The sequence below is a fragment of the Flavihumibacter rivuli genome (genome assembly GCF_018595685.2).
GTDB lineage: Bacteria > Bacteroidota > Bacteroidia > Chitinophagales > Chitinophagaceae > Flavihumibacter > Flavihumibacter rivuli.
Map to the genome: position 1 here is coordinate 1,065,031 of NZ_CP092334.1, position 12,286 is coordinate 1,077,316.

Annotated in this window: 12 protein-coding genes; 8 read left to right on the forward strand and 4 right to left on the reverse strand. The window is 47.7% G+C overall.

The features are described from left to right. Window positions 1-27: 27 nt before the first annotated feature. The 4 genes from KJS94_RS04770 to KJS94_RS04785 all read left to right on the forward strand — a co-directional run bounded on the left by KJS94_RS04770 (window position 28) and on the right by KJS94_RS04785 (window position 4,434). A complete protein-coding gene (locus tag KJS94_RS04770) occupies window positions 28-1,206 on the forward strand; it encodes an acetyl-CoA C-acyltransferase (protein WP_214446172.1) in 1,179 nt (392 codons plus the stop codon). Between the two features lie 95 nt (window positions 1,207-1,301). Next, on the forward strand, window positions 1,302-1,835 hold the full coding sequence (locus tag KJS94_RS04775) for a GNAT family N-acetyltransferase (RefSeq protein ID WP_214446173.1): 534 nt from the start codon (window positions 1,302-1,304) through the stop codon (window positions 1,833-1,835). 104 nt (window positions 1,836-1,939) lie between these two features. Continuing rightward, window positions 1,940-3,310, forward strand: coding sequence for a S41 family peptidase (locus tag KJS94_RS04780; RefSeq protein WP_214446174.1), 1,371 nt, complete (start codon window positions 1,940-1,942; stop codon window positions 3,308-3,310). Between the two features lie 134 nt (window positions 3,311-3,444). Further along, the gene (locus tag KJS94_RS04785) at window positions 3,445-4,434 is read left to right on the forward strand and encodes a pyruvate dehydrogenase complex E1 component subunit beta (protein WP_214446175.1); all 990 of its coding nucleotides are present in this window, start codon (window positions 3,445-3,447) and stop codon (window positions 4,432-4,434) included. A gap of 115 nt (window positions 4,435-4,549) precedes the next feature. On the opposite strand, the gene KJS94_RS04790 is transcribed toward KJS94_RS04785, so the two are convergent. Next, a complete protein-coding gene (locus KJS94_RS04790) occupies window positions 4,550-4,702 on the reverse strand; it encodes a hypothetical protein (RefSeq protein ID WP_214446176.1) in 153 nt (50 codons plus the stop codon). A 272-nt stretch (window positions 4,703-4,974) separates the two neighbouring features. Between KJS94_RS04790 and KJS94_RS04795 the strand changes: the two genes are divergently transcribed. Further along, complete coding sequence (locus tag KJS94_RS04795; RefSeq protein WP_214446177.1) at window positions 4,975-6,138, forward strand: sigma-54-dependent transcriptional regulator; 1,164 nt, start codon at window positions 4,975-4,977, stop codon at window positions 6,136-6,138. Here KJS94_RS04795 and KJS94_RS04800 read toward each other — a convergent pair whose 3' ends face one another. After that, a complete protein-coding gene (locus KJS94_RS04800; protein WP_214446178.1) occupies window positions 6,139-7,014 on the reverse strand; it encodes a MerR family transcriptional regulator in 876 nt (291 codons plus the stop codon). 154 nt (window positions 7,015-7,168) lie between these two features. Here KJS94_RS04800 and lepB point away from each other — a divergent pair, with 154 nt between their 5' ends. Together lepB and KJS94_RS04810 are read left to right on the forward strand one after the other, a co-directional pair. Further along, a complete protein-coding gene (gene lepB / locus KJS94_RS04805; RefSeq protein ID WP_214446179.1) occupies window positions 7,169-8,725 on the forward strand; it encodes a signal peptidase I in 1,557 nt (518 codons plus the stop codon). Between the two features lie 72 nt (window positions 8,726-8,797). Beyond that, a complete protein-coding gene (locus KJS94_RS04810; RefSeq protein ID WP_214446180.1) occupies window positions 8,798-9,283 on the forward strand; it encodes a cytidine deaminase in 486 nt (161 codons plus the stop codon). Window positions 9,284-9,287: 4 nt separating this feature from the next. On the opposite strand, the gene KJS94_RS04815 is transcribed toward KJS94_RS04810, so the two are convergent. After that, window positions 9,288-9,620: a tRNA-binding protein gene (locus tag KJS94_RS04815; RefSeq protein WP_214446181.1), complete on the reverse strand. Its 333-nt coding sequence runs from the start codon at window positions 9,618-9,620 to the stop codon at window positions 9,288-9,290. A gap of 108 nt (window positions 9,621-9,728) precedes the next feature. On the opposite strand from KJS94_RS04815, the gene KJS94_RS04820 reads away from it, so the two are divergent. Continuing rightward, entirely contained in the window at window positions 9,729-11,159 is a 1,431-nt protein-coding gene (locus KJS94_RS04820) for a Gfo/Idh/MocA family protein (RefSeq protein WP_214446182.1), read from the forward strand. Window positions 11,160-11,372: 213 nt separating this feature from the next. Here KJS94_RS04820 and KJS94_RS04825 read toward each other — a convergent pair whose 3' ends face one another. Continuing rightward, the gene (locus tag KJS94_RS04825) at window positions 11,373-12,248 is read right to left on the reverse strand and encodes a transglutaminase family protein (protein ID WP_214446183.1); all 876 of its coding nucleotides are present in this window, start codon (window positions 12,246-12,248) and stop codon (window positions 11,373-11,375) included. Window positions 12,249-12,286 lie beyond the last annotated feature (38 nt).

Below are 12,286 nucleotides of genomic sequence, written 5' to 3' on the forward strand. Positions count from 1 at the left end.
TTTGACCTCACAACTTTATTGCGCTATATGAAAGAAGTATATGTCATTTCCGCTGTCCGCACGCCTATGGGAAGCTTTGGGGGAAGCCTCAAGGATTTTTCCGCAACACAATTAGGATCATTTGCCATCAGGGGCGCCCTTGAAAAAGCAGGGATCGCACCTGAACAGGTAAATGATGTATTGATGGGCTGTGTTATCCAGGCCAACCTTGGCCAGGCTCCAGCCCGCCAGGCTGCCAAATTTGCCGGCCTTCCCAATGATGTGAACTGTACCACGGTCAACAAGGTTTGCGCCAGTGGCATGAAAGCCATTGCCCAGGCAGCCCAGAGCATTATGCTGGGTGATGCCGATATAGTTATTGCCGGTGGTATGGAAAGCATGAGCAATGTGCCCTTCTATGTGGAGAACATGCGCTGGGGCAATAAGTACGGCAATACCACCCTGATCGATGGCCTGGCAAAGGATGGCCTTACTGATGTATATGATGGTAAGGCGATGGGCAATGCTGCGGAACTCTGTGCCCGCGAGTGTGGCATCAGCAGGGAAGAGCAGGACCATTTCGCCATTGAAAGCTATAAGCGCAGCCAGGCTGCCTGGGAGCAGGGGAAGTTTGCCAATGAGGTGATCCCTGTTGCCATCCCGCAAAAGAAAGGGGACCCTATCCTTTTTGCAAGGGATGAAGAGCCCTGGAACGTAAAATTTGAAAAGATCCCTGAACTCCGTCCGGCCTTCCAGAAAGACGGGACCGTAACCGCTGCCAATGCCTCTACCATGAATGATGGAGCAGCCGCATTGGTTTTGGCGAGTAAGGAAAAAGTAGCTGAGCTCGGACTGAAACCGATCGCCAGGATTCTTTCCTATGCCGATGCAGAGCAGGCACCGGAATGGTTCACCACCACTCCCTCCCTGGCGGTTCCCAATGCTGTCCGGAAGGCAGGCCTGAGCATGGAAGATATTGCCTACTGGGAACTCAATGAAGCTTTCGCCGTAGTAGGAATTGAAAATAGCCGCAGGATGAAACTGGACCCATCCAAAGTGAATGTCCATGGGGGAGCTGTTTCCCTGGGACACCCGCTGGGATGCAGTGGCGCCAGGATCATTGTTACCCTGATCAATGTGCTGAAGGCCAACAATGCCCGTTATGGTGCTGCAGGCATCTGTAACGGTGGTGGTGGTGCAAGCGCCATGGTGATCGAAAGCCTGTGACCTGTTCGTCATAGGGAATGCTCCTTTTTACGCTGGTAAAAAGGAGCATTTTTCATTTCATGCTTTTCCTACCTTGTAACCTTAAATTGGGACTCATGAGCGATCAGTTGACGATTAACCCGGCAGGCCCCGACCAGGCTGAACTTATTGCTGACCTAAGCCGTAGCACTTTTTACGACACCTTTGCCGCTGACAATACAGCCGAGGATATGGACCTGTTCATGAATGAACAATTCACCAAAGCTTCGCTGGAAGCCGAGGTTGGAAAAGAAGGTTTGGCATTTTTTATCGCATGGCTGGGCACTGATCCGGTTGGCTACCTGAAACTCAACTCCCTTCCAGGCAGGGCTGATTTTTTACCGGGGGCAACCAACCCAATTGAGCTTTCCCGCATCTATACCGTGAAGCATTGTATCGGCAAGGGGGTGGGAGCTGGTTTATTGAAAAAGGCATTTGATTTCGCCCAAGCTCATCAGCATGACTGGATCTGGTTGGGAGTATGGGAGAAGAATACAAGGGCTATAGGATTTTACCGCCATCATGGTTTTGAAAGGGTTGGGCAACAAGTATTTATTCTTGGCAATGACCCCCAAACCGACTGGATCATGGCAAGGCAGGTGAATTGTTAAAGATTGTCCATTATTAATGTTTTTGGGTGTTTTAGCTTCCCAAACCTTCCACATAGTTTTTTCGTTAAAAACAAAAAAGTAATTTCAGACAAAATAGACCCTTTATGAAACGTTTCTTTGTGCACCTGGCCTTGATCGCACTGGTATTTACCGCCTGTAAGAAGGAGTCAGATAACCCTGGAGGTGGCAATACCGGTGGGGGAGGAACCACCGTAACTGAAGCTGATAAAATAAAGGATACCACCCTCCTTTATACCCGTGACATTTACCTGTGGTACAACCAGATCCCAGGTAGTTTCAACCCCCGTTCCTATGCCGATCCCAATGCCATCATGGAAGCGATCCGCACTTATAGCAATGAACCTGGTTTTACCGGGCCGGTTGACAGGTGGAGTTTCGCAGTTAAGCAAGCAGAATGGGACAATATCAGTGGCGGTATTGCCGGTGATAAGGGCTTAGGTATCTTCTTCAGGACATCCGATGACCTGAGGGTTTCTTATGTAGAAAAAGATGGACCTGCAGGCAAGGCAGGCGTTGAGCGCAGCTGGAGGATCACCAGGATCAATGGCAATTCCAACATCAACACCACTGATGCCAGTATCAACTTTATCGTAAATGCCATCTATGGCAGTAGCCCGGCGACCGTTAATTTCACGAAGCCTGACGGCACCACAACTGAGATCACCCTGACGAATACGACATATAAGGAAAAGCCGATCATTCTGGATACAGTATATACCATCAATGGAAAGAAGACAGGTTATTTCGTACTGAACTCCTTCCTTGGCGACCAGACAGAGATAGCCGCTGGTTTTGAACAATCCTTTGCCAAGTTTGCCACGGCAGGGGTTACTGAAATGGTGGTGGACCTTCGCTACAATGGAGGAGGTTATGTAGCCCTTCAGGAACTGTTGGCCAATTACCTCGCCCCAGCCTCAGCCGATGGCAAGGTGATGTACAGGGAAACCTTCAATGACAAGTATTCCCAGTATAATGAAACGGTGAATTTTGCCAAGAAGGGTGCGGTGAATCCCACCAGGATATTCTTTATCATTTCCCAGAATACGGCATCTGCATCAGAAGCCGTGATCAATGTGATGAAGCCGGTAACTGATGTGAAAGTGATCGGGCCAAGAAACTCCAATGGTAAGCCGGTTGGGTATTTCCCCATTCCCATTGGCGACTGGTATATTTTCCCGGTTTCCATCCGCATCGTGAACCAGTTGAACCAGGGTAGTTACTTCAATGGCTTTACTCCCGATAGCAGGGTTCCGGATGGGTTGGATAAGAAATGGGGCGATATTACCGAAGATTGCCTCGGCAGCGCGGTGAAATATATTGGAACCGGCTCCTTCAGGGCAGTACCTGCCGACAGGGATGCAGAATTCAAGGAGCGGCTGGCCGCATACGAAAAAATGAAAGTACATAAGGTCCAGGCCCTGGTTGAAGACCGGTCAGGATTTATCCCCAGATAATGTTAAAAAGCCCCGGTTTCGGGGCTTTTTTCATGGGATGGACTGCAGAATTTCTAAATATCCCGGCAAGACACTACATTTTTTGCGCAATTGCCAGTGAACCAATATTTTTGCCACTCCAAAAAAGCAAATGAATGGCAAGATCAATCGCATTTAGAGAAGCCCTCAGGGAGGCCATGAACGAGGAAATGCGTCGCGATGAGCGTGTTTTCCTTATGGGTGAAGAAGTGGCCGAATACAATGGTGCCTATAAGGTTAGCCAGGGTATGCTTGATGAATTCGGCCCCAAAAGGGTAATCGATACGCCTATTTCTGAACTCGGTTTCGCTGCCGTGGCAGTTGGTGCTGCCCAGAACGGCCTGCGCCCTGTAGTTGAATTCATGACCTGGAACTTTGCCGTATTGGCCATGGACCAGATCCTGAATACAGCCTCCAAAATGCTGGCCATGAGTGGCGGACAGATCTCTTGTCCCATCGTATTCCGCGGCCCCAATGGCTCTGCCGGACAATTAGGTGCCCAGCACTCTACTGCTTTTGAAAGCTATTATGCCAATATTCCCGGTATCAAGGTGGTTTCCCCCAGCAATGGCTATGATGCCAAGGGATTGCTGAAACAAGCCATCCGCTTCGAGGAAGACCCGGTTGTGTTCATGGAAAGTGAGCAGATGTACGGCGATAAATCTGAGGTACCTGAAGAAGAATATTATATTCCTCTGGGTAAGGCTGATGTAAAGAAGGCCGGCCGTGACGTGACCATCGTTTCTTTCAATAAGATGATGAAAGTAGCCCTGGGTGCTGCTGCAGAACTGGAGAAGGAAGGTGTTAGCGCAGAAGTGATCGACCTTCGTACCATTCGTCCACTCGACTGGATGACCATCCTGGAAAGTGTGAAGAAGACCAACAGGCTGGTGATCGTTGAAGAACAATGGCCATTCGCTTCTGTTTCTTCAGAAATTTCATACCGCATCCAGAAGGAAGGATTCGATTACCTCGATGCCCCGATCCGTCGGATTACCGCTGCGGATGCACCGCTTCACTATGCCCCTAACCTTGTTACCGCTGCATTACCCGATGTAGCCAGGACCGTAAAGCTGGTGAAGGATGTAATGTACATGAAGAAGTGATCTTACCAATAGTTCAGGGAAGCCGTCCAATTGGTCGGCTTTTTTAATAGCAACAGGGCCGCTCTTTCGGGCGGCCCTGTTGTCATTAACCATTTCAAATTTCCATTACAAAAACTTAACTGCTGGCAAGTTTCAGCACGCTTTCTACTGTTAACATGAAGCAATAGCTGTAAGCCATCAGGATACCGGCAAGGATAACCAGCCGGGTTGTCAACTGCCATACACTGATCTCGGCAGGCGTCTTAAAGGGTTTTTCAATGTTGTTCATAGGTGGATCTTATTTGGGTTTCTTCATTAGGATAAGTCAAAGCTAGTAAGACTGTCTTTTTTTGTCAATCTCAGAACTACCCGATTTTTTTCGTATTAATACGATTGGCATTTTGTGCAATTTTTCGATTGGCATCAAGTATTCCGTAAAAAAATGGCAAGCAAATTGCCATAAGGGGTTGATTTGCATTAATTGGTACATTTGGGTACCTTAACCACAATAGTTGGGCAGTACAATTCTGCAGTCTTCACCATTAAACCAGCAATAGAAAAATGTCAAACATTCTGATCATAGACGATGAAAGGGCCATCAGGAAAACACTGGGAGAGATCCTTTCCTACGAAGGATATAAGATAGATGAAGCCTCCGATGGGGAAGAAGGCCTGAAAAAGTTCAGGGAAAAAACCTACGACGTGGTTTTGTGTGATATCAAGATGCCGAAACTGGATGGCATTGAATTCCTGGAGAAGGCCCGGGAGGCCAATCCGGATGTTCCCATCATCATGATCTCCGGTCACGGCACCATTGAAACTGCTGTGGAAGCTGTGAAGAAAGGGGCATTCGATTATATCTCCAAGCCACCAGACCTTAACAGGCTGCTGATCACCCTCAGGAATGCTATGGATAAAACAACCCTGGTAACGGAAACTAAAGTCCTGAAACGAAAAGTAGGAAGGGTGCAGGAAATGATCGGCGATTCACCCGCCATCATGCGTATCAAGGAAACCGTTGACAAAGTGGCCCCAACTGAAGCAAGGGTGCTCATTACAGGGGAAAACGGGGTTGGTAAGGAATTAGTGGCGCGCTGGCTGCATGAAAAGAGCAACAGGTCGGGTGGTCCATTGATCGAAGTGAATTGTGCCGCTATTCCGGGAGAATTGATCGAAAGTGAATTGTTCGGTCATGAAAAAGGTTCCTTTACCTCAGCCATCAAACAACGCATCGGAAAATTTGAACAAGCCAACGGAGGGACACTCTTCCTCGACGAAATTGGCGATATGAGCCTGAGTGCCCAGGCTAAAGTGCTTCGGGCGCTGCAGGAAGGCAAGATCACAAGGGTTGGTGGCGACAAGGAAATAGCTGTTGATGTAAGAGTTATAGCCGCCACTAATAAAGACCTGCTTAAGGAAGTAGAGGATAAGAACTTCAGGCTTGACCTTTACCACAGGCTAAGTGTGATCCTGATCCATGTGCCTTCGCTTAATGAACGCCGTGAGGATATCCCGGCCCTTGTTGACAGGTTCCTGGAAAACATTTGTGCAGAATATGGCATAGCCAAAAAAGAGATCGAGAGGGATGCCCTGGACGCATTAAAGAACTATAACTGGACAGGAAACATCAGGGAATTGCGCAATGTGGTGGAACGACTGGTCATCCTCTCCGGAAAATCCATTACACGTGAAGATGTGGTGAACAATGTGGTTCCCCGAAAATGATCAGGAAGCTTTAGCGAACTTCAACATAGCACTCATGGATGACAACAGGCTGAATCCTGCCGGTTGGTCATCCATTTTTGCTAAGGCAGGTCCGGAGCCGGTTATCTTAATGGCTGGAAAAGCGGTAACCAGTGACCTGATGTACCCAGCGGGATCGGTCTCTTGCAAATGGGTGATCAGGTGGAAGTACAAATGGGTAACCTCAAATCTCCTGGTGAAGGCTTCAATAACTTCCACAGGAACCTCCTTGCCAAGATAGATCACCCTGTTACCATTCTTCTTCATCAGGTAATGCATGAATAACAAGGGTAATTCATGCGCTTCACCAGGAGGAGTGAACAACAGGATAATGCGTTTTGCCCCTGGCGGTGGTGCATCCAGGCCATCGATCGCCACGATCAGTTTTTTCTGGATCAGGTTGCTGGCAAAATGTTCCTGCGCCGGTATGGCATTATCGGTTAACCACAATAGCCCTATCCGTTCCAGGTAGGGATAAACAACCTCCAGTATGGTCTTTTCAAAGCCCAGGTGGAGGATGATCATATGCAACAACTTCTCGAAGTTGTACTGGTCAAAGGTTTGGGTAACTTCCAGCAATTGGTTGATGAACACATCGAACTGCCCCTGGGGGGAAAGGGAGAGGGCGACAGAACTCAATTCATCCTCTTTCATTTCAGCAAGCGCTGAAATTTTCACCCCATTATGGTACAGGTAGGCCAGGCGCAGGATCTTTTTCAGGTCTTCATCATCGTAAAAACGATGCCCGCTTTCCTTCCGCTTACCGGTACAAATACTATAGCGCTGCTCCCATACCCTGATGGTATGGGCCTTGATACCGGTTAGCTGTTCAATATCGCTGATTGTGAAATGATGCATATGCGTGATTACGAATGTACAAAGCCAGAAGCATCCTTAACAAAATCTTTGAAGGTTTGGCTGTCATATTTTGAACAAATCGGCTACAAATACCATGAAGAAACTCCATTTTTGAAGCAGAATGGTATTTTTGTCCGAATCTAAAAAGCATTGAATGACAACGAATCAAATCCTGATCGTAGCATTGATTTCCCTTTTACTGGTGATCCTACCCGCCATTGGCCTTGCAAAAATGTTCAAAAAGGCCGGGGTTGCGGAATGGAAAGCCTTCGTTCCCTTCTATAATACCTGGGTGATGTTGGAGGTGGCCAAACGCCCCAAACACTGGTTCTTCTGGCAATTCATCCCCGTTGTCGGCTGGTTTGTTACCATGGGCATTTTTATCGAATGGGTAAAATGTTTTGGCAAATTTGCCTTCTGGGAGCATGCGCTTACCTGCCTTCTTCCTTTTGCCTATTTCCCTTATGTAGGTTTTGACAAAAACTCCCGATACATAGGTCCGGAAGGTGTAAAACTTTATAAGAAATCTGCCATCAGGGAATGGGTGGATGCAGCCATATTCGCAATTGTTGCCGCTACCATCATCAGGACCTTTGTTTTCGAGGCCTATACCATTCCAACCGGCTCAATGGAAAAGACCCTGCTCATCAATGACTTTCTATTTGTAAGCAAGATCAGTTATGGTCCAAGGGTGCCAGGTACCCCCTTGTCCATACCTTTTATGCATCATACCATACCTGGAACCAATGCAAGGTCTTACAGTGAACTGATACAGATCCCCTACAGCCGCTGGTTTGAAAGTCCTGTCAAGAGAAATGACGTGGTCGTTTTCAATTTCCCAACCGGTGATACCGTGATCAATAAACCCGAATTCCAGTCGCAGGACCCTTATTACGATGTAGCTAGGAGATTAGGCAATGGAAGTCTGGATGCAGGCCGAAAGATCATCCTGGGTGACCCGGATACCTACCCGCTGGTCATCAGGCCGGTTGATAAAAGGGAGAATTACATCAAGCGCTGTGTGGCCATTGCCGGGGATACCCTGGAAGTACGAGATGGTAATGTATATATCAACGGCCAGCCAGGGTTCATTCCGCCCCATTCCCAGATCACTTATGAAATTGAGACCAATGGGCAACCCCTCAATGCGGAAGTAATGAAGGAGGATTACAATATCGATATTGAGAACCCTGAAGAGTTTGCTGCGATGAATGGCAATAAGTATGTGATGCTGCTTACAGCAGAGGCAGTTGAAAAACTGAAGGCTTCCGGACTGGCCAGGAACATTACACCGCAATTGATCAGCCCTTCGCAGGTTGATTCCAGGATGTGGGGAAATGTATGTTTCCCTTACGACACGCTGCACAAATGGACCATTGATTACTTTGGTCCCATCTGGATTCCGGCAAAGGGAGCAACCTTAACCCTTACGCCTGCCAATTATTCACTTTATGAACGCGCCATCCGCGTATACGAGGGGAATAAACTGGAACAGAAGAATGGCCAGTTCTTCATCAATGACAAAGCCACCAACCAGTATACTTTCAAGATGAATTATTACTGGATGATGGGGGATAACCGTCATGGTTCACAGGATAGTCGTTTCTGGGGATTTGTTCCGGAAGACCATATAGTAGGGGAGGCTTCCATCATCTGGATGAGCCTGAATAACGGCATCCGGTGGAACAGGTTGTTCAAGACAATTAAATAAACTACATTTCAATAACGATCCCCCGCTGAAAACGGGGGATTTTTTCTCTTCACTGCCATCAATAACCGAACCATGAAAAAAGAGACCTATCAATTCAAGTATACCGTTTACGATTCCATAAAAGACCTTTCAGAGGAAGATGCCTGGTTGCTGGCGGAAGCAAGGGAGGTTACTGAAAATGCCTATGCGCCCTATTCCAATTTCCATGTTGGGGCAGTGGCCAAACTGGTGAATGGCGAGATCGTTGCAGGCTCCAACCAGGAAAATGCTTCCTTCCCGGTAGGGTTATGCGCAGAGCGGGTACTGCTGGCAGCAGCAGCTTCGCTTTACCCGAAAATACCCATTGAAACCATGGCCATCAGCTACCGAAGCTCGGTCGTAGAATCAGACCATCCGATCTCACCTTGTGGGATTTGCCGCCAATCCCTGCAGGAATACGAGCAAAGGGTTAAGCACCCCATACGATTGATCCTGGGAGGAATGGAAGGGAAGGTATACATCATTGAAAAGGCCAGCATGCTATTGCCCCTTTCCTTTACCAGTGAAGACCTGCAATGAATGTTCACCCGATCTTATGACCATTTCCAACTGGCCTTTCCGGTTGTAGCAATACAACGTCGTTCTGCTCATTGTATATACCAAGGACAAGGCACTCACTGATGAAATTGGCTATTTGCTTGGGAGGAAAATTCACCACAGCAATTACCTGTTTTCCCACAAGGTCTTCTATTGAATACAATGCAGTGATCTGTGCTGAGGATCGCTTTATACCCAATTCACCGAAATCGATACTCAATTGATAGGCCGGCTTCCTGGCCTTGGGGAAGGGCTCTGCTTTAACTATTGTGCCTACACGGATATCGATCTTTTCGAAATCACTCCAACTGATCTCCATTTTTTAGCGCCAAACTAGCTAATTCAACCATAATTTTCAATGGAATTATGACCAATGGATTTGAATGATTGTGTAAATTCATCCATCATTAACTATCAATTGCTTTAAATGCCTTCAGCATCCAATTCCAGGAGAAAGTTCATCAGGAATTCCTCAGTAGCAGCTGCCAGCTTCTTTATTGTTCCGAGGCATGTCCTCGGTAAGGGATTTGTTGCCCCATCCGACAAACTCAATGTAGCGGGTATAGGGGCGGGAGGTAAAGGACAGAGTGATATCGCAGAGTTTTTCAAAACAGGAAAAGTGAATATTGTAGCGCTTTGCGATGTAGATGACAGGGCTTCTGCCACTTCCCGAAAAAATTTCCCCAAGGCCAATTATTACAAGGATTTCCGCGAGATGCTGGAAAAGGAAAAGAATAATATTGACGCGGTCTCCATTTCCACACCCGACCATACCCATGCCAATGCCACCCTTGCTGCCATGCAGTTGGGCAAGCATGTGTATACGCAAAAGCCCCTGACCCATGATATCTATGAGGCAAGGTTACTAACGGATGCGGCTAAACGCTATAAGGTAGTGACCCAAATGGGTAACCAGGGCGGAAGCGGGGATGGGGTAAGAAAGGCAAAGGAGTTGTTCGACGCCGGCCTTATTGGTGAAGTACATACGGTACATGCCTGGACCAACAGGCCGGTATGGCCACAAGGTATTCCCACACCCACAGGCAACCATGAAGTACCCAAGGAGCTGAATTGGGACCTCTGGCTTGGCCCGGCAAAATATATTGATTATAACCCGGCCTATGTACCTTTCAACTGGCGCGGATGGTGGGCATTTGGAACAGGGGCGCTGGGTGATATGGCCTGCCATATCATGGACCCGGTATTCCGTCTTTTACCTATCGATTATCCCAACTCAGTTGAGTGTTCAGTGGTGAATTCCTGGAAGAACTTTTTCGTGGAAGGTAATTTTGTAGACAGTTGCCCACCAGCTTCCATCATCCACCTCAACTATCCAAGGAAGGATGGGAAAGGGAATATCAAGGTCTCCTGGTACGATGGTGGCTTATTACCCCAGCGACCCGATGAATTATTGCCGGAAGAAGCATTTGGCAACTGGGATGGAGGAGCCCTCTTCATTGGCACCAAGGGTAAGATGCTGGTTGATTGCTATGGCGACAATCCAAGGTTACTGCCCACCAAACTGATGAAGGAAACCACCCTTCCCCAACCCAGTATTGCAAGGGTACCTGAAGGTCATTATGCCCAATGGGTGAATGCCTGCATCGCCGGTTACGGTAAAGCTACTACCAGTTCACCATTTGAATTTGCCGGTCCCTTTACCGAAAGTATCCTGATCGGTAACCTGGCCATCAGGAGTTGGATGCTGGTGAATCCCAAGATGAAGGGATGGGGTGATAAGTATATGGGGCGTAAAACCCTGCTCTGGGATGCCAGGAACATGCGCATCACCAATTTCGAGGAAGCCAACCAGTTCGTGAAGCTGGATCGCAGGCCAGGCTGGGAATTGAGTTTGTAAATAGGGAAGGGGCAGGCGCCTGCATCTGGCTCCATCCTTCAACCTCTTTCAATAATAACATAGCAAAGGTGTATTCCAGTGATTTTGGGATACACCTTTTTCTATAGTGATTGTTGGAGGCAACCAAGGACCAATAAAAGCCGGACAAAAATGCTTGAATAGGATAAAGAAGGAGTGGTAAACCGAAGTGCACGGTATCGGAAAGGAGTGGGTCTATTCCCCGATTCTTTCCGCAAGTTCCATGAGTTCCCTGTGCTTATAAAGATGTTTGTCATTCTCAAAACATTTGGCAAACTCTTCCAGCAACATCTGGACCACGCGAACATTGCTGAGCGGACGGAAGTAAGCTGAAGTAGGGGGAACAGCGATCCTCCTGAAGTAGGTTTCCACGTCCTTATAAGTAAATACCTGGCCACTTGCCGGGTCGATATAGAACTGTATCCGGTGAATGGGATTGCTGGGCAATTGGTTCCATTGCCCGGGCTCCATATCAAAATACGCCAGTACGAATTGCTTGGGAATATTGATGGCCCGGATAGGAATATCCAGCAGGTCGCAAAGGATCAGGTAAAGGATACCATTGCTTAATGAGTTTCCTTTCTTCGCATCCAACACTTTGTTGATAAGGAAATCATTGGGCTGTTCGTAATTCAGTTCAGTCCCCTTGAGATGGTAATAGTTATAAAGGATTGTCGTCAGTACATTCGTTTGCTCCAATGCTGTGAGGTAACTATTGAGTTCCAGCCAGATATTACGACGCATCTTCTCGATATCCCTGATGACCTGGTCCACGTTCAGGTCTGGATACTGGAACTTCGCCACCAGCATGGCTCCTGCCAGGAGATCGGGTTCAGGTTGGTTGCGCCAAACCATGAACTCATCACTAAGGTCCCTGAAATGCAACCGGTGAATCAGCAACTCAATCCGCTCCTGTACTGATTCATCAGGTGTGTTCTCCCATAAATGTTCCAGGTTGGGGATGATATTGGACCCGATAGAGATGATCCGGTCACTCACCGTAGTGAATACCTCATCATCAGGATCGTCGATGAGATGGAAAAGGGCTGATATTTCACGGGTTTCTTCCATTCGCACAAAGGGTTTAAAGGATCAGCTTCAACACTAAG

Excerpts from the sequence above, each read along its gene's own strand:
- KJS94_RS04770 (WP_214446172.1), top strand. The coding sequence starts at position 28 with ATGAAAGAAGTATATGTCATTTCCGCTGTCCGCACGCCTATGGGAAGC.
- KJS94_RS04775 (WP_214446173.1), top strand. The coding sequence starts at position 1,302 with ATGAGCGATCAGTTGACGATTAACCCGGCAGGCCCCGACCAGGCTGAA.
- KJS94_RS04780 (WP_214446174.1), top strand. The coding sequence starts at position 1,940 with ATGAAACGTTTCTTTGTGCACCTGGCCTTGATCGCACTGGTATTTACC.
- KJS94_RS04785 (WP_214446175.1), top strand. The coding sequence starts at position 3,445 with ATGGCAAGATCAATCGCATTTAGAGAAGCCCTCAGGGAGGCCATGAAC.
- KJS94_RS04790 (WP_214446176.1), bottom strand. The coding sequence starts at position 4,702 with ATGAACAACATTGAAAAACCCTTTAAGACGCCTGCCGAGATCAGTGTA.
- KJS94_RS04795 (WP_214446177.1), top strand. The coding sequence starts at position 4,975 with ATGTCAAACATTCTGATCATAGACGATGAAAGGGCCATCAGGAAAACA.
- KJS94_RS04800 (WP_214446178.1), bottom strand. The coding sequence starts at position 7,014 with ATGCATCATTTCACAATCAGCGATATTGAACAGCTAACCGGTATCAAG.
- lepB (WP_214446179.1), top strand. The coding sequence starts at position 7,169 with ATGACAACGAATCAAATCCTGATCGTAGCATTGATTTCCCTTTTACTG.
- KJS94_RS04810 (WP_214446180.1), top strand. The coding sequence starts at position 8,798 with ATGAAAAAAGAGACCTATCAATTCAAGTATACCGTTTACGATTCCATA.
- KJS94_RS04815 (WP_214446181.1), bottom strand. The coding sequence starts at position 9,620 with ATGGAGATCAGTTGGAGTGATTTCGAAAAGATCGATATCCGTGTAGGC.
- KJS94_RS04820 (WP_214446182.1), top strand. The coding sequence starts at position 9,729 with ATGCCTTCAGCATCCAATTCCAGGAGAAAGTTCATCAGGAATTCCTCA.
- KJS94_RS04825 (WP_214446183.1), bottom strand. The coding sequence starts at position 12,248 with ATGGAAGAAACCCGTGAAATATCAGCCCTTTTCCATCTCATCGACGAT.